This is a genomic window from Luminiphilus syltensis NOR5-1B (genome assembly GCF_000158175.1).
Taxonomy (GTDB): Bacteria; Pseudomonadota; Gammaproteobacteria; order Pseudomonadales; family Halieaceae; genus Luminiphilus; species Luminiphilus syltensis.
In genome coordinates this window covers 2,343,872-2,369,742 of record NZ_DS999411.1, presented here as the reverse complement: position 1 = coordinate 2,369,742, position 25,871 = coordinate 2,343,872, and the positions used below count along the sequence as shown (strand labels likewise).

At 58.5% G+C, this 25,871-nt stretch carries 23 protein-coding genes and 1 pseudogene; 3 read left to right on the top strand and 21 right to left on the bottom strand.

Annotated features, from left to right (window positions below; translation table 11 throughout):
• Positions 1-2: 2 nt before the first annotated feature.
• The 18 genes and pseudogenes from NOR51B_RS10670 to NOR51B_RS10585 all read right to left on the bottom strand — a co-directional run bounded on the left by NOR51B_RS10670 (position 3) and on the right by NOR51B_RS10585 (position 20,302).
• Positions 3-1,232, bottom strand: a complete 1,230-nt coding sequence (locus NOR51B_RS10670) for a bifunctional folylpolyglutamate synthase/dihydrofolate synthase (RefSeq protein WP_009021185.1) — start codon at positions 1,230-1,232, stop codon at positions 3-5.
• Between the two features lie 238 nt (positions 1,233-1,470).
• A pseudogene (gene accD, locus NOR51B_RS10665) lies at positions 1,471-2,316 on the bottom strand (acetyl-CoA carboxylase, carboxyltransferase subunit beta); the annotation flags it as partial.
• Positions 2,317-2,362: 46 nt separating this feature from the next.
• Positions 2,363-3,190, bottom strand: a complete 828-nt coding sequence (gene trpA / locus NOR51B_RS10660; protein ID WP_009021186.1) for a tryptophan synthase subunit alpha — start codon at positions 3,188-3,190, stop codon at positions 2,363-2,365.
• An 8-nt stretch (positions 3,191-3,198) separates the two neighbouring features.
• Positions 3,199-4,419: a tryptophan synthase subunit beta gene (trpB, locus tag NOR51B_RS10655; protein WP_009021233.1), complete on the bottom strand. Its 1,221-nt coding sequence runs from the start codon at positions 4,417-4,419 to the stop codon at positions 3,199-3,201.
• Positions 4,416-5,042 carry a phosphoribosylanthranilate isomerase gene (locus tag NOR51B_RS10650; protein WP_040482030.1) on the bottom strand — a complete coding sequence of 209 codons (627 nt, stop codon included), beginning with the start codon at positions 5,040-5,042 and terminating at the stop codon, positions 4,416-4,418. The genes trpB and NOR51B_RS10650 overlap by 4 nt, the downstream gene beginning before the upstream one ends.
• Before the next feature lie 51 nt (positions 5,043-5,093).
• Positions 5,094-5,918, bottom strand: coding sequence for a tRNA pseudouridine(38-40) synthase TruA (gene truA, locus NOR51B_RS10645; protein WP_040482029.1), 825 nt, complete (start codon positions 5,916-5,918; stop codon positions 5,094-5,096).
• Positions 5,919-5,931: 13 nt separating this feature from the next.
• Positions 5,932-8,358, bottom strand: a complete 2,427-nt coding sequence (locus NOR51B_RS10640; protein WP_009020841.1) for a FimV/HubP family polar landmark protein — start codon at positions 8,356-8,358, stop codon at positions 5,932-5,934.
• 89 nt (positions 8,359-8,447) lie between these two features.
• Entirely contained in the window at positions 8,448-9,470 is a 1,023-nt protein-coding gene (locus NOR51B_RS10635; RefSeq protein WP_009019794.1) for an aspartate-semialdehyde dehydrogenase, read from the bottom strand.
• A gap of 27 nt (positions 9,471-9,497) precedes the next feature.
• Positions 9,498-10,574, bottom strand: a complete 1,077-nt coding sequence (gene leuB / locus NOR51B_RS10630) for a 3-isopropylmalate dehydrogenase (RefSeq protein WP_009021055.1) — start codon at positions 10,572-10,574, stop codon at positions 9,498-9,500.
• Positions 10,574-11,224: a 3-isopropylmalate dehydratase small subunit gene (leuD, locus tag NOR51B_RS10625; RefSeq protein WP_009021239.1), complete on the bottom strand. Its 651-nt coding sequence runs from the start codon at positions 11,222-11,224 to the stop codon at positions 10,574-10,576. The genes leuB and leuD overlap by 1 nt, the downstream gene beginning before the upstream one ends.
• Positions 11,224-12,651 (bottom strand): 3-isopropylmalate dehydratase large subunit, encoded by a 1,428-nt coding sequence (gene leuC, locus NOR51B_RS10620; RefSeq protein ID WP_009019692.1) that lies wholly within the window; start codon positions 12,649-12,651, stop codon positions 11,224-11,226. Before leuC ends, leuD begins: the two co-directional genes overlap by 1 nt.
• Positions 12,652-12,837: 186 nt before the next feature.
• Positions 12,838-15,048, bottom strand: coding sequence for a bifunctional 23S rRNA (guanine(2069)-N(7))-methyltransferase RlmK/23S rRNA (guanine(2445)-N(2))-methyltransferase RlmL (gene rlmKL, locus NOR51B_RS10615; RefSeq protein WP_009020813.1), 2,211 nt, complete (start codon positions 15,046-15,048; stop codon positions 12,838-12,840).
• Positions 15,041-16,183: a hypothetical protein gene (locus tag NOR51B_RS10610; RefSeq protein WP_040482028.1), complete on the bottom strand. Its 1,143-nt coding sequence runs from the start codon at positions 16,181-16,183 to the stop codon at positions 15,041-15,043. The genes rlmKL and NOR51B_RS10610 overlap by 8 nt, the downstream gene beginning before the upstream one ends.
• A complete protein-coding gene (locus NOR51B_RS10605) occupies positions 16,183-16,869 on the bottom strand; it encodes a hypothetical protein (protein ID WP_050759465.1) in 687 nt (228 codons plus the stop codon). Before NOR51B_RS10605 ends, NOR51B_RS10610 begins: the two co-directional genes overlap by 1 nt.
• Before the next feature lie 89 nt (positions 16,870-16,958).
• A complete protein-coding gene (locus NOR51B_RS10600; protein WP_009020202.1) occupies positions 16,959-17,582 on the bottom strand; it encodes a class I SAM-dependent methyltransferase in 624 nt (207 codons plus the stop codon).
• On the bottom strand, positions 17,582-18,301 hold the full coding sequence (locus tag NOR51B_RS10595; protein ID WP_009021111.1) for a dienelactone hydrolase family protein: 720 nt from the start codon (positions 18,299-18,301) through the stop codon (positions 17,582-17,584). The genes NOR51B_RS10600 and NOR51B_RS10595 overlap by 1 nt, the downstream gene beginning before the upstream one ends.
• A 43-nt stretch (positions 18,302-18,344) precedes the next feature.
• Entirely contained in the window at positions 18,345-19,208 is an 864-nt protein-coding gene (locus tag NOR51B_RS10590; protein WP_009019386.1) for a lysophospholipid acyltransferase family protein, read from the bottom strand.
• The gene (locus NOR51B_RS10585) at positions 19,205-20,302 is read right to left on the bottom strand and encodes an alpha/beta hydrolase (RefSeq protein ID WP_009021443.1); all 1,098 of its coding nucleotides are present in this window, start codon (positions 20,300-20,302) and stop codon (positions 19,205-19,207) included. Before NOR51B_RS10585 ends, NOR51B_RS10590 begins: the two co-directional genes overlap by 4 nt.
• A gap of 157 nt (positions 20,303-20,459) precedes the next feature.
• Between NOR51B_RS10585 and NOR51B_RS15860 the strand changes: the two genes are divergently transcribed.
• Both NOR51B_RS15860 and NOR51B_RS10580 read left to right on the top strand, forming a co-directional pair.
• On the top strand, positions 20,460-20,789 hold the full coding sequence (locus tag NOR51B_RS15860; RefSeq protein ID WP_009020899.1) for a hypothetical protein: 330 nt from the start codon (positions 20,460-20,462) through the stop codon (positions 20,787-20,789).
• A 72-nt stretch (positions 20,790-20,861) separates the two neighbouring features.
• The gene (locus NOR51B_RS10580; RefSeq protein WP_009021669.1) at positions 20,862-22,289 is read left to right on the top strand and encodes an SDR family NAD(P)-dependent oxidoreductase; all 1,428 of its coding nucleotides are present in this window, start codon (positions 20,862-20,864) and stop codon (positions 22,287-22,289) included.
• A gap of 104 nt (positions 22,290-22,393) precedes the next feature.
• Here the strand turns inward: NOR51B_RS10580 and NOR51B_RS10575 are convergent, their stop codons facing one another.
• Positions 22,394-23,995, bottom strand: coding sequence for an amidohydrolase family protein (locus tag NOR51B_RS10575; protein ID WP_009020874.1), 1,602 nt, complete (start codon positions 23,993-23,995; stop codon positions 22,394-22,396).
• 70 nt (positions 23,996-24,065) lie between these two features.
• Positions 24,066-24,287, bottom strand: coding sequence for a SlyX family protein (locus NOR51B_RS10570; RefSeq protein WP_009020440.1), 222 nt, complete (start codon positions 24,285-24,287; stop codon positions 24,066-24,068).
• A 78-nt stretch (positions 24,288-24,365) separates the two neighbouring features.
• Between NOR51B_RS10570 and NOR51B_RS10565 the strand changes: the two genes are divergently transcribed.
• Entirely contained in the window at positions 24,366-24,734 is a 369-nt protein-coding gene (locus NOR51B_RS10565; protein WP_040482027.1) for a translation initiation factor Sui1, read from the top strand.
• 4 nt (positions 24,735-24,738) lie between these two features.
• Here NOR51B_RS10565 and NOR51B_RS10560 read toward each other — a convergent pair whose 3' ends face one another.
• On the bottom strand, positions 24,739-25,857 hold the full coding sequence (locus NOR51B_RS10560) for a zinc-binding dehydrogenase (protein ID WP_009018850.1): 1,119 nt from the start codon (positions 25,855-25,857) through the stop codon (positions 24,739-24,741).
• Positions 25,858-25,871: the final 14 nt, after the last annotated feature.

The window sequence follows — 25,871 nt, the reverse complement described above, 5'->3', positions numbered from 1 at the left end:
AACTAGTCCAAGCGAGCGAGCGCTGCACCTACAGTGATGAAAGAGCCAAATACGATGAGGCGGTCACCGGGCACAAGCGCGGCCGTCACCGCAGACCACGCGTCGTCGAAATCATCGAAACACGTTGATATCACTTCGGGCATTAATGCAGCTATATCCGCCGGTTTCATGGCACGCGGTTGCTCCGCGAGGTCGGGCAAAAACCAGCGGTCAAAACAGCCGGCACAGGCGTTTAGCATAGCATGGATAGGCTTATCAGCCATTGCCGCAAACAAAGCCAGCGTGCGTTCACCCCCCGGTAGAGACTCCAGCGACGCGACCATCGCCTCCACCGACTCAAGGTTATGAGCGACGTCGAGCAGCACTTCATGACCCTTCCAGTGTCGCCGCTGGCGACGACCCGGAACACGCACCGAGGCGAGCTCATCGAGCATAGGCGCATCGATTACCACCCCAGCCAACGATAGCGCCTGCAACGCGCCGCCGATATTGTCCGAGAGCAATCCGTCAATGTCAGGGAGAGCTACCTGTCCACCGTCGCAGAGGTGTACCTGCTCCGCCGACATCGTCCAGTCCCTGCCCCGCCACTTGATATCGGCACCCATCGATTCCAGCGACTCAGCGAGGCTATCGGGAGGGTCTGTTTCGAGCACCACTACCGGCTTTCCTCTGCGGGCAATACCGGCTTTTTCCGGTGCGATCGCTTCACGTGTTGGCCCCAACCACTCGGTATGATCCAAACCAATACTTGTGATCACCGCAATATCAGGATCGAGAATATTGACCGCATCAAGCCTACCGCCGAGTCCTACCTCCAATACCTGCCAATCCACACTGGCGCGTCGGAATAACCAGAGCGCGGCCAGGGTTGCGAATTCGAAATAGCTGAGAGAAATATCGCCTCGCGATCGTTCGATTTCCTCGAAGGCTGCCAGTAAAGCCTCGTCTGGGACCGGCTTATCGTCAATAACGATCCGCTCATTGAAATCGATGAGGTGCGGCGACGTATAGACACCGACAGAGTGGCCAGCCGCACGAAGACCGGCAGCTGTAACAGCGACAACACTCCCCTTGCCATTGGTTCCCGCTACCGTCAGCGTCGAACAGCGCGGAGGACGCAGTTCGAGCGCGTCCGCCACCGCGCCAACACGCTCAAGGCCAAGATCGATGGCCCTGGGGTGCAAGCCCTCCAGATAGCGCAACCAGTCAGCGAGATCAGCGCGGCTTGTCATCACCCTCGGGGTCTACAAGTGGATCTGCCGCAACGTCATCTGGGGCCGTAGCATCATCTTGGGCTGCCGCATCGCCGCCCTCAGTGGGTTCGTTTTCCGCGTCCTCTCCGGCACGATCCGGTTCAGCGGTCGCCACAAGCAGCACGTCCTCGGACTCACTGGCGACGGGCGCCGGCTCCTCAAGGTCCTCTTCCACGATCGCCGGTTCGGGCGCTTCCTCGTCGGCAGGTATGTCCTGTAACTTCGCCAACAACCGAGCCAACGTATCGCGCATCTCCGCACGGGGAACAATCATATCGATTGCACCGTGCTCAAGCAGAAACTCGCTGCGCTGAAAACCTCGCGGGAGTTTTTGTCGGATAGTCTGCTCGATGATATTGGGGCCCGCAAAACCCGCTCTGGCCTCCGGCTCGGCAACATTGATATCGCCAAGTAGCGCCAGCGATGCAGAAACACCGCCGTAAATCGGATCTGTAAGCACCGAAATGTAGGGCACACTAGCCTGCTTCATGCGTTCCAGCACCGCCGACGTTTTCGCCATTTGCATGAGCGAGATAAGCGCCTCCTGCATCCTCGCGCCTCCCGATGCAGAAAAACAAATCAGCGGAATACGCTGATTCATTGCTAGGGTCGCGGCGCGAGTAAACTTCTCGCCCACCGCGTAGCCCATCGAGCCACCATGGAAATTAAACTCAAAAGCGAGCACCACCACGTCCTGGCCTTTGAGTCGGCCACGCATGGCAACCAGGGCATCTTTTTCGCCGGTACTTTTCTGGGCCGCGGAAAGTCGATCACGGTATCTGCGCTTGTCCCGGAACTTCAGCCGATCGACTGGAACGATCTCGGAAAAAACCTCCTCTCGCTCCTCCGGATCGAGGAAAAGGTCCAGCCGGCGACGAGCGCCAATGCGCATATGGTGATCACATTTCGGGCACACATCGGAGTTGCGCTCGACGTCAGGTCGATAAAGAACACCCTCGCATTTGACGCATTTGGTCCAAAGCCCTTCCGGGATGTTGGTCCGCTTCGAGGTTCCCTGTTCCTGACGCACCCCGGAGGGGAGAATCTTATCAATCCAGCTCATACCGTGCTTCGCTCCACCTGATTTCGAACAGTATACCTGTCACCGGTCAGGCGGCGGAAGGACGCGAGTCAACTCCGTGGCGAATCGCTTCAACCAGCTTCACCGCCACACCAGCGGCGCCCTCGAGACCGTCTCCTGCGGCTACCGATCGGGCAATCGCATCGACAAGCGCACTTCCGACCACCACGCCGTCGGCGTACTCGGCAATTGCGGCGGCGGAAGCCGCATCCTTGATACCAAAGCCGACCGCTATCGGCAGGTCAGTAGTCGCTCGAATACGCTCAAGATAGGCGGCAACGGCGTCCGCATCGAGATTACCGGCCCCGGTAACGCCCTTTAGCGCCACGTAGTACAGGAAGCCACTCGCAGTCGAAGTAATCGTGCCTATCCGAGCATCCGGGGTCGTTGGGGAAATCAGAAAAATATTATCGATCCCAACACGTTTGAGCTCCTGGTTAAGGTCCGCGACCTCCTCCGGGGGCAAGTCGACCGTGATCAATCCATCGACACCGGCTGTGGAACAGGCATCGGCAAACGCGGCGTAGCCCATGCGAACCACAGGATTGGCGTAGCCCATCAGTACAACCGGCGTATCACGATCTTCCTCCCTGAAGGCAGTGACCATCTCCAGTACATTGCGAAGACTGACACCATGCTCGAGCGCGCGTTCATGCCCCTGCTGGATGACCGGTCCTTCACTCATGGGATCCGAGAACGGAACTCCGACTTCGATCACATCAGCACCGGCTTTGACCAAACGATGCATTAACGACACCGTAAAACCGCGTTCAGGATCGCCCGCCACGATGTAGGGAATCAGCGCCTTGCGTTTCGCTTTGTTTAACTCAGAAAAAACAGTGCCCAGTCGACTCACAACAGTTCCTATAGCTCGATGCCATCCAACGCGGCAACAGTGAGGATATCCTTATCGCCGCGTCCTGACAGATTGACGATAATGTGCTGTTCCGGCGTCATGGTCGCCGCCAGCTTCTCCGCGTATGCCATCGCGTGTGCAGTCTCCAGCGCCGGCATAATGCCCTCGATACGGGTGAGTCGATGGAACGCAGCGAGTGCCTCATCATCATTGGCTGAAACATAATCCGCACGCCCGATATCCTTGAGCCACGCATGCTCGGGGCCCACCCCGGGATAATCAAGACCCGCCGACACCGAATGGGTGTGCATGATCTGCCCGTTTTCATCCTGCATCAAATAGGTTCGGGTGCCGTGTAAGACACCGGGGGTACCTGCATTCAGGGGCGCTGCGTGCTCACCGGAGGCAACGCCATGGCCACCGGCCTCCACGCCGTAGATACGGACCGACTCGTCGCCGAGGAAAGGATGAAAGAGACCGATGGCATTGGAGCCACCGCCGACACAGGCGACCAGGGCATCGGGCAGCTTACCGGTCATTGCCAGCGATTGTTGCCGTGCTTCTCTGCCGATGACGCTCTGAAAATCCCGCACCAGCATAGGGTACGGATGCGGCCCGGCCACAGAGCCGATAATGTAGAAGGTCTCGTCGACGTTGGTTACCCAGTCCCGCATCGCCTCATTCATGGCGTCCTTTAGCGTCCGCGATCCGGACGTCACGGGCACAACCGTGGCACCGAGTAGTTTCATGCGGTACACATTCAGCGCCTGCCGCTGAATGTCCTCTTCGCCCATGAAGACGCTGCATTCAAGTCCCAGACGGGCCGCGACAGTGGCGCTGGCAACGCCGTGCTGGCCAGCCCCGGTCTCCGCAATGACGCGCTTCTTACCCATGTGCTTGGCCAGCAGCGCCTGCCCAATGGTGTTGTTCACCTTGTGGGCACCGGTATGATTCAGATCTTCCCGCTTGAGGTAAATCCGCGCTCCACCAATTTCGTCGGAGAGCCGCTGCGCCTCGTACAGCGGCGAAGGACGCCCGACGTAATGCGCCAGATCGTAATCAAACTCTCGCTGGAAGTCGGCATCGTTGGCGAGTTCCCGATACAGTGCTTCCAGCTCGGACAATGCTGTCATCAAGGTCTCTGCGACGAACTTGCCGCCGTACTGCCCGAAGCGACCGTGCTCGTCCGGAACCGATGCGTACTTGTCTGGATGTGTTTCCGCGGTCATGAATCACCTCTGGCGGCTGCTCGAGCCGCGTTGATAAAAGAAGCCATTTTAACGGGATCTTTGATCCCCGGTGCGCTTTCGACGCCGGTACTGACATCGACCGCCGCCGGTTCCACCACGCGAACCGCCTCGGCTACATTGTCGGCGTTCAGGCCACCGGCCAAGACAATAGGGGCACCGAGGTCTCTGGGTACCAGCGACCAGTCAAATGTCTTGCCGGTGCCTCCCGCGAGCTGCTCGTCCGCACTGTCCAGCAACAGCCCACGGGCAAGGGTATGGGTCGCCGCCTGGATCAGCACGTCCTCACTGACGCTGACCCGAACCGCTTTCATATAGGGGCGGCGAAACGCCTCGCAGAAGTCAGCCGGCTCAGACCCATGGAACTGCAGCAGACTCACGGGTACGGCGTCGCAGACCGACTTCACCCAGGCAGGCTCGGGATCGACAAACAGCGCCACTACGGTCGTCAACGGCGGCAACGCAGCAACGATTTGCTTCGCCGACGCTATGGACACCGACCGCCTGCTAGGCTCCCAGAAGACCAATCCGATAGCGTCGGCTCCTGCCGAGACAGCAGCCACGCCGTCTTCGGGCCGGGTAATGCCACAAATCTTGATTTGCACCGTAGTTCGTTCGCCCAAAAGGGACGCAGTGTAACAAAAACCCGCGAGAAATCAGGTGACTGCGGATAAAAGCATCGGCCCCTCAGGCACGGGGGGAAGTCCAAACCGATCGGGGTAGCTGACATGAATCAGATAAAGACCGGCTGCCGCCGCCGTATCCGCCGCTACCGTTCGGTCCCTGCCCCTGAAGATGTCGCGGAACCAGTCCGCAGTGCGCAGCCCCGAGCCGACCATGATCAGTGAACCTGCAATATTGCGCACCATATGGTGAAGAAAGGCGTTGGCGGCAATTTCTATGACGACCAGATCGCCACGACGCGTTATCGAGATCTGTTCTACCCGCCGCATTGGCGTATTGGCACCGCATGACGCCGCACGGAACGCGCTGAAATCATGTTCGCCAACCAGTGCCTGGGCCGCTTTGTTCATCACATCGGCGTCGAGGGCGCGTCGCACCCAGGTGACAAGACCGGCAAGTTGCGCGGGATGCACCCGGGTGTTGGCGATGACATAGCGATACGTTCTCAACTCGGCGCTGAACCGCGCATGAAAATCATCCTCTACCGGGTGGGCCCAGTGGACCCGGACCGTCGAAGGCAGTGCGCTGTTGGTGCCCATCACCCACGCCTTTTCGCTGCGACCGACGGGGTCATCAAAGTGAACAATCTGTGCAAAGCCGTGAACACCCGTATCGGTGCGCCCCGCGCAGCCCGTAACCATGGGCTGATTGGCGATCTGACTTAACGCTGCTTCGAGTGTCGCCTGAACCGTAGGATGATCTCGGCTGGGCTGATATTGCCACCCGTGGAATGAACGACCATCGTATTCAACGCGAGCGGCAAAGCGGGTTCCCGGAGGAGCAGACTCGCTGCTCAACCTATGGGAATACTCATTCAATACGCAGCAGGAGCTCTCGCGCCTCAGCTTGCTGCTGAAGGTCGCCCTCGGCGATGACCTCCTCCAACACCGGCCTGGCGCCGTCGTCATCACCCATATCAATGTAGGCACGGGCGAGATCGAGCTTGCTCGCAATGGGATCGCCCTCGTCCGCCACCACCAGATCCCCGGACTCGTCTTCAGGCGCGGCGATTTCGTCGCCTGAAGAGACATCGGCTAGATCAGAACTTATATCGTCGATTGACGCCTCGTCGGCCTCTGGATCCGGTGAAGCGGCTTCAAGCTCCAGCTCTTCATGCAGATCACTGCTCGACCCACCACCATCAAGGGCGCCCCAGTCGGCTTCCGCGACAGGAGCAGGCATCCCGCCTTCTTCTTCGCCCTCGCGAGCGGGAAGTTCCAGTTCGAGTTCGAGACCAGACTCGAGGTCCGAATCCACATCATTTGCGATAGACGCCGTCACGGTATCTTCATCACCAGCGACGGCAGCGCCTATTTCTTTATCGTCTTCTTTATCGTCGGTATCGGCCGGTTCAACCGGCACGGCGGGTGAGACCATTTCAAAATCGAGCGCTGCTTCACCGCCCGATGGCGCGCTCCAATCCGGTGCCTGTTTATCCTCGGTAGCGGCTGCGTCGATGGCAACCGGCGACGACGGACCGCTGTCGACAGTCGTCAGCTGACTGCGTGCCTGTGCGATGAGTTCGGCATCACCTGTACGCTCAATTGCAGGGATCAGCGCGTCGGCTTCCTCACGCCTATCGGTTTTTAAGTAGATCTCCAGAAGCTTGGAATACGCACCGGTGGCCTTAGGATCGGAATCCACTGCCGCCTTCAGCAGATCGATAGCTTGCTGGTAACGTCCGTAGGCCACATAAATGTCTGCCTCTGCCAATGCATCGGCAGTGGCGCCCTCCTGGGCATACTCGTTGTACAATCTCTGGCCATAGCCCCGTTCGCCACCGGAATCGAGACCGGCATCTTCGCTGGGTGTTGACTCCGACTTGGCAACGGGTTCGGCGGGGGATGCGGGCCTTGCCACGTCCTGGCGTCGAGCGGGGACCACTGGTGCCGCAACCGAAGACGCCTCCTGCTCACCACGGTTGCGCAGTCGCAATGCCACCCAACCGCCTCCCAGAAGCACACCAATCCCGAGAATCGTATAAGCCCACCAGGGTATAAAGGATCCGCTGCCAGGTGCCGCGGCTCGCGCAGGTGCCGCACTGGTTGCGACCGACGCGTTCTCCTTCGCTTGCAGCTGCGCCTGCAAGGCAGCAATCTGCTCATCCTTGACCGAGACCAGTTGGCTAAGTTGTTCGACCTGTTGAGCCAGCTCCGAGAGGCGAACCTGAATATCAGCAAGACCCGATGCGTCAGCCGATGTCTGCATAGCATCGGTCGATCCGGAGTCGGCCATCGATTCATCGGAGTCGATGGGCGCAACATCCCCCGCTTGCGCCACCTCCACAGTGTCCGGGGCGGCTGCCTCCGGGTTGACTATCGATTCGGCCATGGCCAACTCATCTGTGGACTCGGTGGTACCCGCATAATCGGGTTCAACTTCGCTGTCAGCGACCACGCGCAACGCCGGCCGTCGTCGAACACCGTCACGCCAATCCTGGTTATGCTGCGATACCCGCGCAATGGCGTCTGCGTTGGACCCTTCGATATCGTCATCTGAGGGAAGATAGAGCACGTAACCGGCCCTGAGGCCATTGATATTGCCACCGGTAAACGCCTGGGGGTTCATATCGACTGTCGCCAGCATCGTCTGTTCAACACTGGCACCGGCGGGGCGTGCTTTTGCCGCAATATCCCACAGGGTGTCATTCTTGACGACCAGATAACGCGAACCGGGCTCCGGTATAACACGAGTATCCCGGTCATACTGGCGTTCGGGACGGGGGGCGCGTGGTGACGCTCGGGGGGCGCTGGGCTCCGCCACGGGCTCAGGCTCACTAGCCGTCTCCTGCTGATCTTCCGTTCGGGATGACGATGACGCCATCACACGGGTATTGTCCATCCTCGGCAGATCGACCAGAACAGTGTATTCACGCAACAAGCGACCGGCAGGCCACCGCGCTTCCAGAATGAAATCGAGGTAGGGCTCCAGCAGAGGCTCGGTCGTCGTCAACAGGATACGCGCGCCCCCATCGGCCCCGACCTGAACATCAAAATTCACACTGGTCAGAAAATAGGCACGCTCGACGCCCAGACGATCGAAGTCCTCAGCAGTGGCGAGACGGACCTTGATGTCATCGACCGCGAGACCCTGCACGTCGAGCAGCGCCACCTCGGCCACCAACGGCTCGTTGAGGTAGGACTGCATGGTGATCTCACCCAGGCCCAGTCCCCAGGCCGGCGCACCCACCAGAGGCATGATCGCGGCGAATAGCGCCGAACGTCTGAAGTTAAGCATACTTCGTCTCATCTTGAACCTAGCGCAGGATTTGATGTCACTCGTGCTCTTTTTTACCACTTATCGGGGTCAGTGATAAGCGGTTTTCTTCATAGATGGTCTTGCAGCAACCGTTCTGCAATCTGGACGCTGTTGAGCGCCGCTCCTTTCCTGACATTGTCGGAAACCACCCAAAGGTTCAAGCCCCTTGGGTGTGAAATATCCTCACGGATTCGGCCCACGAATACGTCATCGTGCCCGGCTGAGTCAGTAACGGCGGTGGGATAGCCGCCATCTTCATGCTTATCGAGAACACAAATGCCCGGCGCTGCCGCGAGCAACTCGCGCGCCTCGGTTGCGGTAATCGGGTCAACGGTCTCAATGTGTACGGCCTCCGAGTGCCCAAAAAACACGGGGACTCGAACGCAGGTTGGATTGACCAGAATGCTTTCATCATCAAAAATCTTCTGGGTTTCCCATACCATCTTCATCTCCTCCCGGGTGTAACCATTGTCCTGAAAGGTGTCGATATGAGGCAATACATTGAACGCAATCTGCTTCGGGTAGACCGAGGGCTCGGCGGCTTTGCCGTTTAAGAGGCGAGCGGTTTGCCCCGCCAACTCGTCAATCGCTTCCTTGCCCGTCCCGCTCACCGCCTGATAAGTGGCCACATTGATGCGCGTGAGTCCAACCGCATCACGAATGGGCTTGAGCGCCACCAGCATCTGTATCGTTGAGCAGTTCGGATTCGCGATGATGCCACGGGTTTTATAGCCGCCAATGGCTTCGGGATTTACTTCGGGAACAACCAACGGAATATCCTGATCACGGCGGAAATGCGACGTGTTGTCGATAACCACACACCCCGCGGCTGCCGCCTTGGGCGCATACTCTGCAGAAATAGAGCCCCCGGCAGAAAACAGTCCAATCGAGACCTTCGAAAAATCGAATTCGGCGAGATTTTCGATCGTGACCGTTTTGCCTTTAAAACGCAGCGTCTTGCCCGCGGACCGCTCGGAAGCCAGCGCGTAAAGCTTACCCACCGGGAAATTCCGCTGCTCAAGTATTTCAATCATTGTTTCGCCGACAGCGCCCGTGGCGCCAACGACGGCTACATCTACTGTCTTTGACATTGTTTACCTTTGATTAACAGACTGTGATCAACTTATGGACTCGACGACCGCTTCACCCATCTGCTGGGTGGTGACAACTACCCCGCCGGGACTTGCGATATCACCTGTGCGAAGACCCCTATCGAGCACGGCGGACACCGCGGTCTCTATCGCATCCGCCGCCTCAGATCGGCCGAGGCTGTAGCGTAGTAACATGGCCACTGACAGGATAGTGGCCAGCGGATTCGCTTTACCCTGCCCCGCGATATCCGGGGCTGAACCGTGAACCGGTTCATAAAGACCCTTTGAGTTGGCATCGAGGGACGCCGAGGGCAGCATGCCTATGGACCCCGTCAACATGGCTGCCGTGTCGGATAAAATATCCCCAAACAGGTTACCGGTCACAATCACATCAAACTGCTTGGGCTCACGCACCAACTGCATCGCCGCGTTATCGACATACATATGGCTCAATTCCACGTCGGAATACTCCGACGCCACCCGCTCGACCACCTCGCGCCAGAGCATGGTGACCTCGAGTACGTTCGCCTTGTCGACGGAGCACACACGATTATCACGACGCCGCGCCGTATCAAAAGCGAGGCGCGCGATACGCTCGATTTCACGCTCGCTGTAACGGTAGGTGTTGTAGCCTTCGCGTTCTCCGTTCTCCAGCCGGTGTATGCCTCGAGGCTCGCCGAAGTAGATGCCTCCGGTCAACTCGCGGACAATCATAATATCCAGTCCCGCGACCAGCTCCGCCTTGAGACTGGACGCTGCTGCCAGCTGCGGATAAAGGAGCGCAGGCCGCAAATTGCCGAAGAGATCGAGGTCAGCACGAATTCTCAGGAGGCCCTTCTCTGGCCGATCCGGGGCCGGTAAACCGTCCCACTTCGGCCCACCGACGGAGCCCATGAGAACCGCATCGGCTTCCCTGGCAGCCTGTTGGGTTGCCGGCGGGTATGCATCACCATGGCGGTCAATCGCTATGCCACCGAGGTCGGCCTCCGACAGTTCTATATCGATGGCGAAGCGATCGGCAGCCCGTCGCAGTACCGCAGCGGCCTGCTCAACAACCTCAGGCCCGATACCATCGCCGGGTAGCAAAAGAATCTTGGCGGACATCAGACCTCCAGGCGGTGAAAGAGCCAGGGGTAGGTTTTCTGATAACCCGACTCGAACTGCCTGATGGCGTCGGCGCTCTGCAAGGTAATACCGATATCATCCAGGCCTTTAAGCAGGCAGTCACGCCGAAAGGCATCAACTTCGAAGCTTATCTCTTCGCCGTTGGGTTCAATGACGACCTGTCGCTCGAGATCGATAGTGAGCGCATAACCCGGTGTCTCGTACATGGCCGCAAACAAACGATCGACAATGTCGCTATCCAGCGGAATCGGCAGCAAGCCATTTTTGAAACTGTTGCCATTGAAAATTTCGGCGAAGCTGGGAGCGATAACACAGCGAAAACCATAATCGACAAGCGCCCAGGGGGCGTGCTCACGGCTTGATCCACAACCGAAATTTTCCCGGGCCAGCAATACCGAGGCGCCCTGATAACGCTCGAAGTTGAGGGGAAAATCCGGATTCAATGGCCGTCCGCTGCAGTCAACGCCGGGCTGGCCCTCGTCGAGATAGCGCATTTCGTCGAACAAATTGGGCCCAAAGCCAGTCCGCTTGATCGACTTGAGGAACTGTTTGGGGACAATCATATCGGTATCAACATTGGCGCGATCCATTGGCGCGACCAAACCCGAATGCACGGTAAACGCTAGCATTAGCTCATCTCCTCCAGAGTTCTCACGTCGACAAATCGGCCGGTTACTGCTGCCGCTGCAGCCATCGCCGGACTCACCAAATGAGTCCGACCACCAAACCCCTGTCGGCCTTCAAAGTTTCGATTCGATGTGCTGGCACATCGATCTCCCGGGGACAGCTTGTCGGCATTCATAGCCAGACACATCGAACAACCGGGTTCTCGCCACTCGAAGCCGGCCTCCAGCAAGATCTTGTCCAGACCTTCGGCTTCGGCTTGTTGCTTCACCAACCCCGATCCGGGGACAACCAGCGCCTGCTTGATACCACCGGCGACCTTGCGACCCCGCGCCACTTTTGCCGCGGCACGGATATCCTCGATACGGGAATTGGTGCAAGAGCCAATGAAAACCACATTGGGCTCGATATCTTCAATCCGCTGACCTTCTTCCAAACCCATGTAGTCCAGCGCACGCTTAAGTCCGCTTCGAGCTGTATCCGTAGCCATCTCGCTCATGAGGGGCACACGCCCGCCGATATCGACCACCATCTCTGGCGACGTACCCCAGGTCACCTGCGGCTTGATATCGGCTGCCTCCAACACCAGCTCACGCTCAAATACAGCATCATCATCAGAGTGCAGTGTCGACCAAAAGGCCTTGGCCGCCTCCCACTCGTCCCCTTTGGGTGAGTAAGGTTTGCCCTCAACGTATTCAAGCGTGGTCTCGTCGACCGCGATGAGACCCGAGCGGGCGCCCGCCTCAATCGCCATATTGCACAACGACATTCGACCTTCCATGGTCAGGCCGCGAATGGCGTCTCCCGCGAATTCGATGGCAAAGCCAGTACCGCCCGCGGTGCCAATTTTTCCAATAATCGCGAGGGCAACATCCTTCGCGGTGACGCCCAGACCCAATGGGCCGCGCACCTCAATCCGGAAATTCTTCATCTTCCGCCCGATAAGGCATTGCGTGGCGAGCACGTGCTCGACTTCAGAGGTGCCAATACCGTGGGCCAGCGCGCCCAGCGCACCGTGAGTCGAAGTATGGGAATCGCCACAGACGATGGTCATGCCGGGAAGCGTCGCCCCCTGCTCGGGCCCCATTACATGAACAATCCCCTGTCGTAGGTCATCCAGCGGAATTTCGGGGATATCAAAGGCTGCACAGTTGTCGTCCAGCGTGGTGAGCTGAATGCGGGACACCTCATCTTTCAGCGCCTGGACGCCGGCCAGTCGTTCGGTGCGATCCGTCGATACATTGTGGTCCGGAACCGCAATATTCGCGCTGATACGCCACGGCGCACGCCCGGCCAGACGCAACCCTTCAAAAGCCTGAGGGGACGTCACTTCATGCAACAGGTGGCGATCGATATAGATCAGCGCGGTGCCATCTTCGCGCTGTTCGACGAGGTGGTTATCCCACAGCTTGTCGTAGAGGGTCTTACCCATTTCACGGTCTCCAATCAATGTTTATCGACCAGGTCCAGGCGCAAACGAGCGCCTCAGCACAAGATTCCAATGCCATAGACCAAAATCATAAGGGGCGTAAGTTTATCAGCTGTAGACCTTGACGTCGTCGCATTTGCTGACTGGACGCTCTGACTACCGGGTGGCGCCTGGTATCGTGCTGACGGCTCAATCGTCAGTGCAATGCCTGATGCGAAAGCAATGGTGGATATTGGATCGCCGAATAAAATCCTCGGGTATCGTCTGCGAGGTGATATCCGACACCGAAAACTCGGTTTCAAGGTGCTCATCGAGCTTGAAACGCCGTCGGTTATTGGAAAAATACAGGGTACCCTGTGGGCGCAGTAGCTTCATCGTCATCGCCACCAGTCTTGCGTGGTCGCGCTGCACTTCAAAGCTCTCGTCGGTGGACTTCGAATTCGAGAAAGACGGCGGATCGAGGAGAATGAGATCAAACCGCTGCTGACTGGTCTCCAAAAACTCCCGGGCATCGCTGCGGATTGCTCGATGCTGGCGCTCGGAGAGTCCGTTGAGCGCCAGATTATCCTCAAACCAGCGCAGGTAGGTGTTCGACAGATCAACACTCGTGGTGGTTATGGCACCGCCCAGGGCGGCGTGCAGTGTTGCCACGCCGGTGTAACAGAACAGGTTCAGGAAATGACCGCCCCTGGCTTCTTTGCCAATTCGTTCACGCAGGGGTCGGTGATCGAGAAATAAGCCGGTATCGAGATAATCGTGGAGATTCACCAGCAGCTTAACCCGCCCCTCATCAACCACGAAACGCTCCCCGCGCTGAGCAAGGCGCTGGTATTGGTCGCGTCCAGACTGTCGTTGTCGGCGCTTGCAGGCAATTTCAGTATCGGGCGGCAGGCTCAAGGCTGTGGGTAGCACCGCTACAGCCTCATTGAAGCGCGCCGCGGCCACCGCTTCATCGATGTCTTTGGGTGGCGCGTACTCGGCGACGTGGAGTCGGTCGTTGTAGACGTCGACTGCGACGGCATACTCGGGAATATCCGCATCGTAAATTCGATAGCACGTGGTCCCCGTGGTGCGCAGCCAGGATTTCAGACGCCGGCGATTTTTCTTGATGCGGTTGGCGAACATGATCGCCCCGTCCGAAAGGGTCTCGGGGGGGGATGGGGCGTGAGATTTTTTCCACGGATCACCCCCCTTGCCCGATGGGTCGGCAACCGCAGCGGGAGGATCCGATAACCGATTCTCAGCATCGAGTCTGAAGAGCAGTAGCTGCACGTCGACCGCACCGTTGTTCAATTTGTATTGCTTGTGACTGCGCAAACCCACCGCTCGACCCAGAGCCAGTTCGCTGGTGAGAATGCCCGCATTCCAGCCCTGAAACTCTCGATGCAGCGTCTCACCCAATTGACGGTACAAAAACGGTAGTGAATCCGCTCCACCCATCCGCTCTCCCCACGGCGGGTTACAGACAATCAAGCCCGAGGGCATCACTCGGTGGGTCGGTCTGACCAGCTCATTGAGGGGTTTACAACGAATTCTGACGCTGTCTTCGAAGCCCAGACGGCGGGCATTTTCCTGGGCTCTGTCGACCGCTCTGATATCCCCGTCATAGCCACGCAACTCGCAACCTTCAACCAGCGGTCGCTGTTGATCCCGGGCGTCACTGACAATCGCCTGCCACTGGGCTTCGCTATGCTGCGCCCAGCCGTGGAAACCAAAACGCTCACGATGCATCCCCGGCGCACAGTTCATCGCCATCAGCGCCGCCTCGAGCAGTAAAGTCCCGGAGCCGCACATCGGGTCGATAAGCGGCCACCCCTGGGCGGCGAGCTCGGGCCATGAGCAGCGCATCAGGACCGCGGCCGCTAAATTCTCCTTGAGCGGCGCCTTGCCACCATCAAGCCGGTAGCCGCGGCGGTGCAGCGACGTACCCGACAGATCAATGCCTACCGAAACATGACCCCGGTGCAAACGGACGTTCAGGCGAAGATCTGGCGATTGCAGGTCTACATTGGGGCGCGCTCCCCGGCGCGCTCGTATCGCGTCGACAACCGCATCCTTACAACGCTGTGCGCCAAATTGTGTATTGCGAATATCGTCTGAGCGACCCGAGAAATCGACGGCCAGCGTCTTTTCCGGAGCGAGATGATCCTGCCACGCCAGCCGGGTAATGCCCTCGTACAGATCATCCGCGGATTCTGCTGCAAACTGAGACAGAATCAACAACAAGCGGTTGGCAATTCGACTCCACAGGCAGACTCGATAACCCAGCGCCATAGACCCGCTAAACGCGACCCCCGCCGGTGTCTCTCGACACTCGACCGCACCGAGTGACTCCAGCTCCTGCGCGAGTAAACCACCAAGACCCTTAGGGCAGGTAGCGAGGAATTGGCATTCAGCCACCGGTTGCTCCCATCTCCAGAGCAAAGATCTGCGCAAGAATACGGCGCCACTCCTCGTACTGGCTGTCGAGGGTCCCCGTCAGCCGAAATACCCGATCGCCGGTATCGACTACGGTGTCCTCAACTTCATTACCAAAACCGAGCGCGAGCTCGAAAAGATCCTGCTCCTGAACCCGCACCGAGCGATAGGTCGCATAAACCTGCTGCATCGCTGCAAAACTCCCTTTGGGCGCACTAAGCTCGCGCTGACCTGCCCGGTCGCGATAGGAATCGAAATAAGCCGCCTGTTCAAACGTCGCCTGGCGCCAGAGCGAGTACACCGGGCTTAACCGCTGACGCATATCCAGGAACTGCTCATCTACCGTATCCACAAACAGGTATTCCTGATTGCGGATCCGGTTGATGCGGGCAAACATGGGATCCGAGGTCGCCGGTAGGCGAGCAATGGCCAGCATCCCCGGCGCTGACTCTTCAAGGTAGGCGCCGAACGCCTCGGGTAATAAGTCCGCGGCATAACGTAACTCGGACAGCAACGGCAGCCGCGCAGTCGCCGAGTCGGGAAGACCTTTGGCCGCCGCGAGTACATCGTTGGCGATCGCGTTAAACAGATCGTGGAAGGCAGTGGTCCCTGCGGGCTCGGGATAGACCGAGGCGCCAACCTGCTGCCGGTAAGTTCGCTGTAACCACACTTCGCCGCTGGCATCCTGCACGTCGATCGCAACCACCAGATCCCGCCCATCGGAATGCAGTATCTGACCAGACAGAATGACAGGAACAATAGGGCTCGCCGCTGGCAGCACCCGCACCGCACCCCAATTGCCGCTTGCGGTCAAGGTATCCCGGAGTGTGCTGGCCAAAAGGCGAGCTTCGACCTCGCGCAGGGCGACGTGGGCTTCGTCGCTAACGGTGGCGGTGGCGGGATCAAAGATGACCACACCCAACTCGATCGCAGGATAACCCTGTGGGGCGGTAAACAGCGAGGTGTCTGGCACACTGGCAGGCCAGCTCACGGTCGAAACGGCGCTGGGCGCAGTCTCGGTTACCGCAGGTCGAGCGCCGCCGCAAGCAGCCAAAAACGACACCAGAAAGCCAACCACTAACGCCCGGGAAGCCGAAGCCGACAATCGACTGTGCATTACAGGCCCTCGGTAGAACATACACGGCCTTTGCTCAGCGTCTGCCGACAGCGATAACCCGCACTCTCGGGGTCGTATCGCGCGTACACCTTATTCACCAGAAATGATTCGCTCACCTGACCGGAAGATACCGTCGTCGATATACCGAGCAAATCACGGGTTTGGGCCATGGTAATTCGATGCTCGATAGTGAGGCCGTCCGGCAGCGCAATTTGAAAATAAAGCTGATGGCCATCCCAGCCGCAGCGCTCAGAACCAAAGGCCGTCATCTGTACGACCGGTGGCGGCTTGCGAATATCGCAGATCAGGGCAAAGCTGTTATCCCGCTTGATCCGCACTTCGCGATCGCTCTGGACAATCTCCACCAGCTCTATGGCGGTAATCAAATCGGCCATCTCGGCAAGCCCGATTATCGAGCGCCACGAATTGCGTCCGGATTGGGCGGGACCCGGCGATCGTCCCTGCTCAATGGCTCTTGCCCTCCTCGCCTGCTCGCGCTGCACTTCGCGAATGACCGCATTGAGTTTGGTTTGTACGTTCTCGCTGCGGCTGTAATCGACCTCCCAATGACCCGAAAAATCCGCGGGCCGGGCCGGCGCGAAAGTGACTGGTTTTGGCTTCTGGCTGCCACCGCAGGCGAGCAGGGGCATAATCAGCAAGCTAACAATAAGGAGGCGGGAGGACATCCCGGCAGTGTAGCCCACTCGAGGGGCTAGCAAACAGCCTTGCCCCAAAAAGCGCACTACCTTCTGTGGGAAGTTTTCACCGTCATCGACTAGCGCGCGGGAAAAACACAGCCCCAGGTGTTGAAGCCTGCAAAACGAGGCGTTTTCGGCAGATACAAATGCTCTATGTCATCACCTCGAAAGCCCGACTCCAACAGTATTTCAACAATATCGCGATTGAGATTGCAGCCGCCGGCAATCCGACGCCACAAGGGGTTCAAACGGTCCTGCCAGCGTCGAACGCTGGCATCCGGCGCCCGACCGTGTTCACAGAAAAGCAACTGCCCGTCGGGTCTGAGCACCCGATGCGCCTCGCGCAACGCCGCAACCGGATCGGGGATCGTACAGAGCGTATAGGTGAACGCGACGGTATCCATCGATGCGTCCTCGATCGGAAGATCCTCCGCACTACCGGCAATAAAGCGGACGTCGAAGGGTGTGGCGGCCACACGCTTCGCGGCCAGCTTCCACGACGTTTCACAGGGATCGATCCCCACCAGGGAGGTGACCTGATTGGCGTCGTAATACGGAAGGTTGTGTCCCGCGCCCAAACCCATTTCCAGTACCCGGCCCCGCGCCCGCGGCACAATCTTGGCGCGCTGCTTCGCCATAGGTTCGGCACCGCAGGCGCAGGTGATCCATCGCGGTAGGAGTTCGCGGCTGTAAAACCCCATCAGCCGGGCAACACTTCAGCGAGAAACGCGCGCATGCTGGCGAACGAGCGAGCCTCAGCAGTCGCGTTGTAAATGGTGCCCATTTCCGGGTTATTGGCCTCGGGATTGGTGAACGCATGGTAGGTCCCACCATAGGCATGAACCTGCCAATCCGCACCCGCACGGCCCATTTCATCGGCGAAAGCCAGAACTGCATCAGGCGTCGCCATCGGATCGTCATAACCGTGTAGCACCAGGACTTTGGCGGATATAGATGGCTCGGGAATATTGTCTGCAGGGCCGAGCAGCCCATGGAATGAGACAACACCTGCCACATGGGCGCCGGTGCGGGCCAGGTCAAGCACCGAAAGGCCGCCAAAACAGAAACCAATAGCCGCCGAGGGCCCCGCAGCGACCTCGGGCTGACCCGAAGCGGCCTCCAGACCAGCGGCCATTCGTGCCTGCAATAGCGCGCGATCACCCAACAAGGGTTCAATCATGGCGCTACAGGCTTCTACCGAATCGCCGACCACACCCTTCCCAAACATATCGACAGCAAAGCCCACGTAACCAAGCTCAGCCAGCATCTTTGCCTTGCTTCCCTCGAACTCGGTTCGCCCTGCCCAGGTCGACACCACCAGAACCACCGGTTTGGGGCCACCGGCGTCGTCCCACGCCAGTTCCCCTTGAAGCGCTACGCCATCGTGAGAATAATCAATCAATCGAGTTTGAATCGTCATACGTCGTCCTCCAGTTAATCAATGGTCAATACAGTGGTGCCCGTTAGCGGGTGTCTTCGTCGGTAGACGTCTCTGCACTGTCGAAATCCGGTGCTTCGTACGACGAAGCCCGAAGAAACTCTGCCTTTCTGCCGCGCTCAATGGCCTGCTTTATCGGATCGGAATCCGGATAGGCCTCTGCATCAATAAGGCGCATCTCGCGCTCAATCCAGTCCTCTATCTGCACCATCAGTTCGCTCGGGGATTGATCCGGTAGCGGTTTGATCGGTTCACCAATCGAAACATCAATGGTACCGGGAATAAAGCGCCAGGTGCGCCGGGGCCAGCAACGACCCGAAGCGACGGCGATCGGAATCACACTCGCCCCGGTGGCAACGGCAAGGCGAGATGCCCCCGTCTTATAATCCCCCTGCCCACCCCGGGGCGCGCGAGTGCCTTCGGGAAACATAATGATCCATTTGCCGCGGTCCATCAGTTGCACACCAAGGGTGGCCACCTTGTTCCAGGCCTCGCTTCGGGCGCTCCGGTCAATATGAACCATCTCCAGGCGTGCCATGGACCACCCAAAAAAGGGGATCCGGAGCAGCTCCCGCTTGAAAACATAGGCCAGTGGATGCGGCATCATGCTTGGAAAGAAAAACGTCTCCCACGTGGACTGATGCTTCGCGCACAAAATGATGCGTTGATTGTCACTGCGCTCGGGCAGGTTCTCCAGGCCACGTATGCGATAGCGTACCCCGCCCACCCATCGCGCCACCCAAATAACGCTGGCCAGCCAGGGTCGTACGAACAGCCACCAGAGTCTGTGGGAGTTTACAAAAAGGGATATGACGAGAAGCGCAGTGGCAACGGGCACCACCGAGGCGGCCGTATAAAGAAAAACGATAATCGAGCGAATAAATCTCATACGCTGGCTGAGACGACCCCATTACCGGGAGCGCAATCGTGCTCGCGGAGAAAGTCTGCTATCCGCTCAAGGGCGATGTTGGCCTCATCGAGCTCCGGATTGAACAGATGCCAGACGTGGATCATACCGGCGTAGGTCTCCAGCACAGCCGGGACTCCTTGCTCAACGGCCTTGTGATAGAAGCGCACCGAATCGTCCAGGAGCATCTCGTCAACACTGACCTGCAGCAGCGTCGGCGGCAGCCCCTTCAACTCACCCAACAATGGAGAAAGCAGCGGATTGGCAGGGGACCGTCGACCAGTGAGGACGAGCAATGTACCGCGAACCAGGGTTGGGAGCTTCATGAAACCACCGAAAGACGTACCGAGCATGAGATCCGAGTCGCGATTGTAAACCAGCGACGGCGACCCCATGGTCGCATCTGTAGTGGCGCAGATTGCAATCAGCGCATCCACTGGCCTCAAGCCACGATCCCGGGCCAACGCCCCGGTGACCAGGGTCAGGTTGCCACCGGCCGAATCACCAGCGACTGACACCCGCATCGCCGTCTCGGGTCCATCAGGACTGTTCTCCACAAGCCATTGGTAGGCCTCAACACAGTCTTCGATACCCCGGAGGCGACTGTGCTCCGGACAGAGTCGATAGTCGACGGAAAAGACCGGCATCCCGGTTTGCCTGGCCAGTCGATCGGTAATATTGCGGTGGCTCATCGGGCTTCCGGCAATAAAGGCGCCGCCGTGAATATAAAGCAGCCGGCACCTCGAATCGCACTGGGGCGGTATAACCCATTCACCGCGAGGCTCGCCCGCACCGCTCGGCCTGATAGTACACAGGTAATCCCGGTTAAAAAAACGGTCCATCGTCTCCCGGAGCGAAGCAATCTTTGCCCGCGTGCCCCCGGTTATCGATCCTGCATCGCCACTTATCGCTGCAACCTGACGATTGACCGCGTCAATCGCGCTGCTCGGGGTTGTCCCGGCGAGCGGTGTCGGATAACCCCGATCAAAACGCGAGTGGTCGGATCCTCGAAGAAAGAAATACCAGCCTAGAATCGCCGCCGAAAAGAGGAGCAAAAAAAGTAGAGCGCCGTGCATTCATAGCGTCCCGAGTGAAGTAATGGGCGACATTAAAGACCATTTTGCGTGTGATTGCGCGGACAATGGTAAACGCGGCGAACAACACAGACTGGAACACACCGGAGTAATGCTTATACTGAAAGGCTGTTTCTGAAGAGACCCCTCATTTTTCGCTGTGAAAAAGCCTCCATCCAAAGCCGAGTTGCGCGCCGCCCTTCAGAAGGAGATGCGACGATTCCTGTCTAAAGGGGGAGAAATCGACCGCATAGCGCCGGGGGAGACAGCATTAGAGGGGCGCAGTAATCCCCTGCGGACTCCGTTATTTAATACGCCTACCGAAAAACGCACGCCAGTGGATGATGTCGTCAGCGCCCTCGAAGCGCGTCGCAGTGCCCGCAAAAAGCCTACCCCACCAACGCAGCGGAATACGGGCTCATCAAGCAGGAAAAAGGTCATCTATGATGATTTCGGGGAACCGCTTCGCACCGTATGGACCGATGATTAGCGCTATATCGCTGTGAACTGAATAGCGCCCAGCGGCGTAACCTAAGCCATATTCTGTTCTGAGAACGTTGTAATGATCACCCTGCATGAAGAAGCGGTTGTGCCTCGCTCAGCCCGAGAGTGTTTCCGCTACGTCGCCGATTTTCGAACCACGGTTGAGTGGGACGCCACCGCGGTGCTGGCTTGCAAAACCAGCCCGGGTCCCGTCGCTAAAGGCACCGAGTTTGAAGTGCATTGCAAAGCAGGTCCGACAACACTCAAGCTGACCTACGAGATTATCGAATACGAGCCCTGGCATTGCCTCGTACTTCGAGGCCGCGGTCGGCTGTTCGACGTCACAGATACCATTTTATTTACTGAGCGCGACGACGGCACCCACATCAGCTACACCGCCGAGTTCCAGTTTTCGGGTGCTCTGAGCCCGCTGCTATCGGCCATGGAGCCGGGTCTGCACAGCATGGGTAAAACCAGCGTTGAGGGACTCGCCCAGGCGCTGACCGACGCCAATCCTTTACCCGAGTCGCGACCGGCGACCCAACGTGCCGATAACTGGGTGGTCCCGGGTCTCGCCATGTTCAGCAAATACGGCTTCAGACGGGGTCGCAGGCACTGGCACCCGATGAGCACATCGATGAAAAACAAGCACGTTGTGATCACCGGAGCGACCTCGGGTCTGGGCAAGGCTGCCGCCATTGCGCTTGCGGAAGCGGAGGCAGATCTGACACTGGTCATACGTGACAAGAAGAAGGGCGAGCAGTTGCGCCAGGATATCGCTGCTGAAACCGGCTGGGAGCAGATCAGTCTGGAAATTGCGGATCTGTCTCTGGTATCCGAAGTCGATGCTCTCGTCGAGAGGCTGCGGGCCAAAGATCGCCCCATCGACGTGCTGATCAACAATGCCGGCGCGCTGTTTGGTGAATACGACGTGACGTCCGAGGGTCTTGAACGGAGTTTCGCGCTGCTACTGATGAGTCCGTGGCGACTGACCGAAGGTTTGCATCCGCTGCTGGCTGGCCACGAGCAACCCGCCCGCGTCATCAACGTCGTCTCCGGTGGCATGTACACCGAACGCCTTGAATGTGATCAGTTGGTGATGACACCCGAACACTACAACGGCCCCAAAGCCTATGCGCGGGCAAAGCGGGGGCTGACCGTATTGACCGAGCAATGGGCAGACGCGTGGGCCACCGACGGCATTGTGGTCAATGCGATGCATCCTGGCTGGGCGGATACCCCCGGGATCGGATCCGCCTTGCCTACGTTTCATAAAATTACCAGAAGCATTCTGCGTACACCCGAAGAGGGCGCGGACAGCATTATCTGGCTGGCACGCGCGCGGGAAGCCGATACAACCACGGGTAAACTCTTTTTGGATCGAGAGATTCGTACGCCTTATCTACTCGAGAAAACCCGGGAGTCCAAGGACGAGCGTATAAAGCTGCCCGCCTTTCTCTCTGCGCTTTACGAACAAAGCAAAACCGAGGGGCAACAGGCTGCCTAACGCGGGGCGTTGCGTGTGCGGCAATGGATCAAACCGCAATGGATGCATAGCAAACCCGGAGGCATAGAAGCACGGAATACATCAGGTGGCGCTATGCAGAAAGATCATCGCCGCGAATAAATAACGGCGCCGCCCACCAGCGTTTCTTCAACCACAACGTCAGTGGAGTCGCTCTTGATCAGGGGGTTCCCCGACAGCACCACCAAATCAGCGGCTTTACCGACCTCAATGGAGCCGATCCGGTCATCAATCAACCACAACCCTGCGGGGTCAATGGTCAGCGCGCGCAAGGTATCCAAAGGCGATAACGCAGACTCTCGCGACACCACACCCGTAACAGGTGATATCACATCCAGTGGTTCCCCTCTTCCCGCGTCAATGCTCATGCGAAGACTGAACCGCGGTCGCGGTTCCGGGACACTGCCCGTCTTTTCCTCTGAATCGCGCTGCTCAGAGTCAGGCTGGTTATCGGCGCCCAGCGGATTGATACCCGCCAACCCGGGGGTAACAATGAATGATGCGGTGGTGGTGGTTTGTCGGTTCGTACCCGCGGTGTCCATCCGCTCCGGAATCAGGATCACAGGTCTCGCATCGGGCCACGGGTGGGCATCAGCAGAGGCTTCGATGGCATTGAGCGCCTGCTGCATCTCCGCTTGCGAGACACTGCGTAGCAAAGGCTGGGTGCGATATGAATAAAGTTCAATGAGCTGTTCGCGCAAGGTAAAGTCGTCACGCAGCGGTGTTTCCTGCTCCAAAAAACCGATGCTGACCCGAGGAATCACCAACCGGCCATTCTGCAATGACGCGAGTAATTGTTCTTTATCCGCTGATACCGCGGACAGCTCAGCGTATGAAGGGGCACCCAGCACTCGCTGGGGGAACACATTGAAACGACTCAACCAACCAAGGCTTTCCAGCCAGGACATCGGCATCGCCGCTGCCGAGACCGTGGTGACCCCACGCTCCGCGTACCAGCGCGCGGCGGCCGTAGTCACACGGATACGATCGAACCAATCCAGTTCATAAACATGCTGAATAACACTAGCTGCAGCAGCGCCCTCAAGCGGCCCGGCAACCGAAGTCGCGGGGGTGCCTGAGATTGTGTCGGGATAATCCGCCGCCCTACTCTCCAACCCCAGCTCGCGCAGCGCCGCGCCGTTGACAAGGACCCCGGCACCTAAACCCGGAATAATCGCCACCGGTCGATCGGGAAAACTTCGATCAAGCGCAAGCCACAGCCGCTCGGGCTGCTCCAGTTGAGACGCTTCGAGCCCCCAGCCAACCACCCAGCCGTCCTCGCGAGCACGTGCATAGGCGTCCAAGCGTCCAAGGAGTTGATCAAGGGAAGCGATATCACCAGCCGGCGCAGTGCGTAAATCGACGAACACTGCCGAGCCGCCGGCACGGGGGAAATCACCATAGGCGTCGACAAACCCAGGAATCAGGGTTCGCCCGCGGAGATCTGTGACTTCGCTGTCGTCGCTGACAGTTTGTAAAATAGCGTCGCTGCTGCCTACACGTTCGATTGTTCCCCGTCTGATGCTGACTGCTTCGGCAACCGTATTTGCCGCGTCCATCGTTAGTACGGTGCCATTAAAAAACACCTGATGTTCAGGAGCATCGGGTGCCCGCGTCGCAATGGCAAACAAAACGTAAACACCCAGACAGAACACGGTAACGATCAGCAGACTGGTGCGCAGATTCATGGTTCGAAAAATTCCTTATCGGTGAGACTGGCGACAAAAAGGGTTGCTAACGGTTTAATGACAAGCCCGTTCAGTAATGGGGTGGCGGCGCGTCCTGCTCACCGGGGCCACTATCAGCGCGTGATCCCTGCTCGAGTAATCGACGGTGTAACTCGCGAAGCTGAATCGCTTGCTCTTCGGCGACGCGCTGCTGATTGGCCAGTGCGCGATCGAGCTGCGCGACCGTGTCCTCCAAAAACGCCACCTGCGACTCAAGTTCACTCATGCGCTTGTCGACATCGCTTTCTGTCACAACTGGTTACTCCTTACTTCGGTGCGTACTATAGCGGTTCAAAACCACCAACAACATCGAGATTCCAGATTACCCACCATGAATCGATCGCGAAAAGAAGCAGCCTCGAAACTGGTTTACTCCACGGAGACCGGCAACCGCTGCCGCCAGTGCCAGCGACCGCTGAAATCCTGTATTTGCGGTGCTGATCGCCCTGTCGACCAGGGCGACGGCATAACGCGACTTCGACGAGAAACCAAAGGGCGAGGCGGCAAATCCGTGACCATCATCGAAGGCCTCCCCCTGCCCCCCGATGCGCTGAAGAAAACCGCCAAACAGCTCAAGCAGCGCTGCGGCGTAGGCGGTTCGGTAAAGGGCCCGCACATCGAAATTCAGGGTGATCAGCGTGAGGTTTGCAAAGCCGCCCTCGAGGCGATGGGCTTCGAATGCAAAATCGCCGGTGGCTAGTCCCCTAGCCGTTAACGATTAAGGTCTTCTGACCCGTCGCCCTCACCCCGTACTGCTGGATAGCATCAATGGCCAGCGCGTCGGTCAGACGCACCCTGCTCGAATAATGACTGGCAAAGGTAGTGGTCATTTCCGACACCACTCGCTGCTTCATGGCCTCCACGCGCTCCCCACCGAATCGTTGCAGGAAGGGCACCAAAAGCCATCCGGAAACGCCCCAACAGAAACCATAACCCCGACTCAGGGTCGTCGGCGACATATCGAGTGCACCGTAAATATAGACCTGCTTCATTTCTTCAGATCCATACCGAGTAAATCCACCGGCACGACCTACCGCCGCCGCCTCCATGGCCATCAGGATTTGATTCGCAAGTTTGCCCCCACCAATTGCGTCGAATGCCAGCGTCGCCTCGGTTTCTGCCACAGCGGAAAAAAGGCGTTCGTTGAAGTTGTCCGTAGAACTATCAACAACAAGCTTCGCCCCCTGACTCTCCAATAGCTCACGCTGTGCCGATGAGCGAACAATGGATACCAGCGGGATGTCATCTGCCAAACAGATTCGATTCAACATCTGCCCGAGATTGGACGCTGCCGCGGTATGCACGATCGCTTTGTGTCCTTCCATCGCCAGCGTCTCGACGAAACCCAGCGCTGTCATTGGATTGACAAAACACGAGGCGCCCTGCTCTGCCGTAATGGGGTCCGGCAGTACCATGCAGGTCGAGGCGGGCAAGCAGCGATGACCGGCATACATCTCGCCGCCAAACGCGCCCACGCGCTGGCCCATCATCGCCTGCGCTGATTCCGCATTACCCGCGGCAATAACGGTACCCGCCGCCTCATTACCCGCCGGCATCCATTGCCCCACACGACTGGACATGGCCTTGAGCGCTGCGGGGGGCAAACTTAGCGTCACCGAGGGATAGCCATTACGCTCCCCGGGTTTCGCGGAATCGATCGCCGCCGGACCGAACATCAAACCCAGGTCAGACGGATTGATCGGGGCGGCCTCAACCTGAATAAGTACCTCGTGCTCCTTGGGATCAGGAATATCGACCTCGAAAAAGGCGCACTCGATCGTCCCCTCCGGGTGTACACAACTCTGCATTTGCAGTGTTTTCACGATTTTCTCCTACT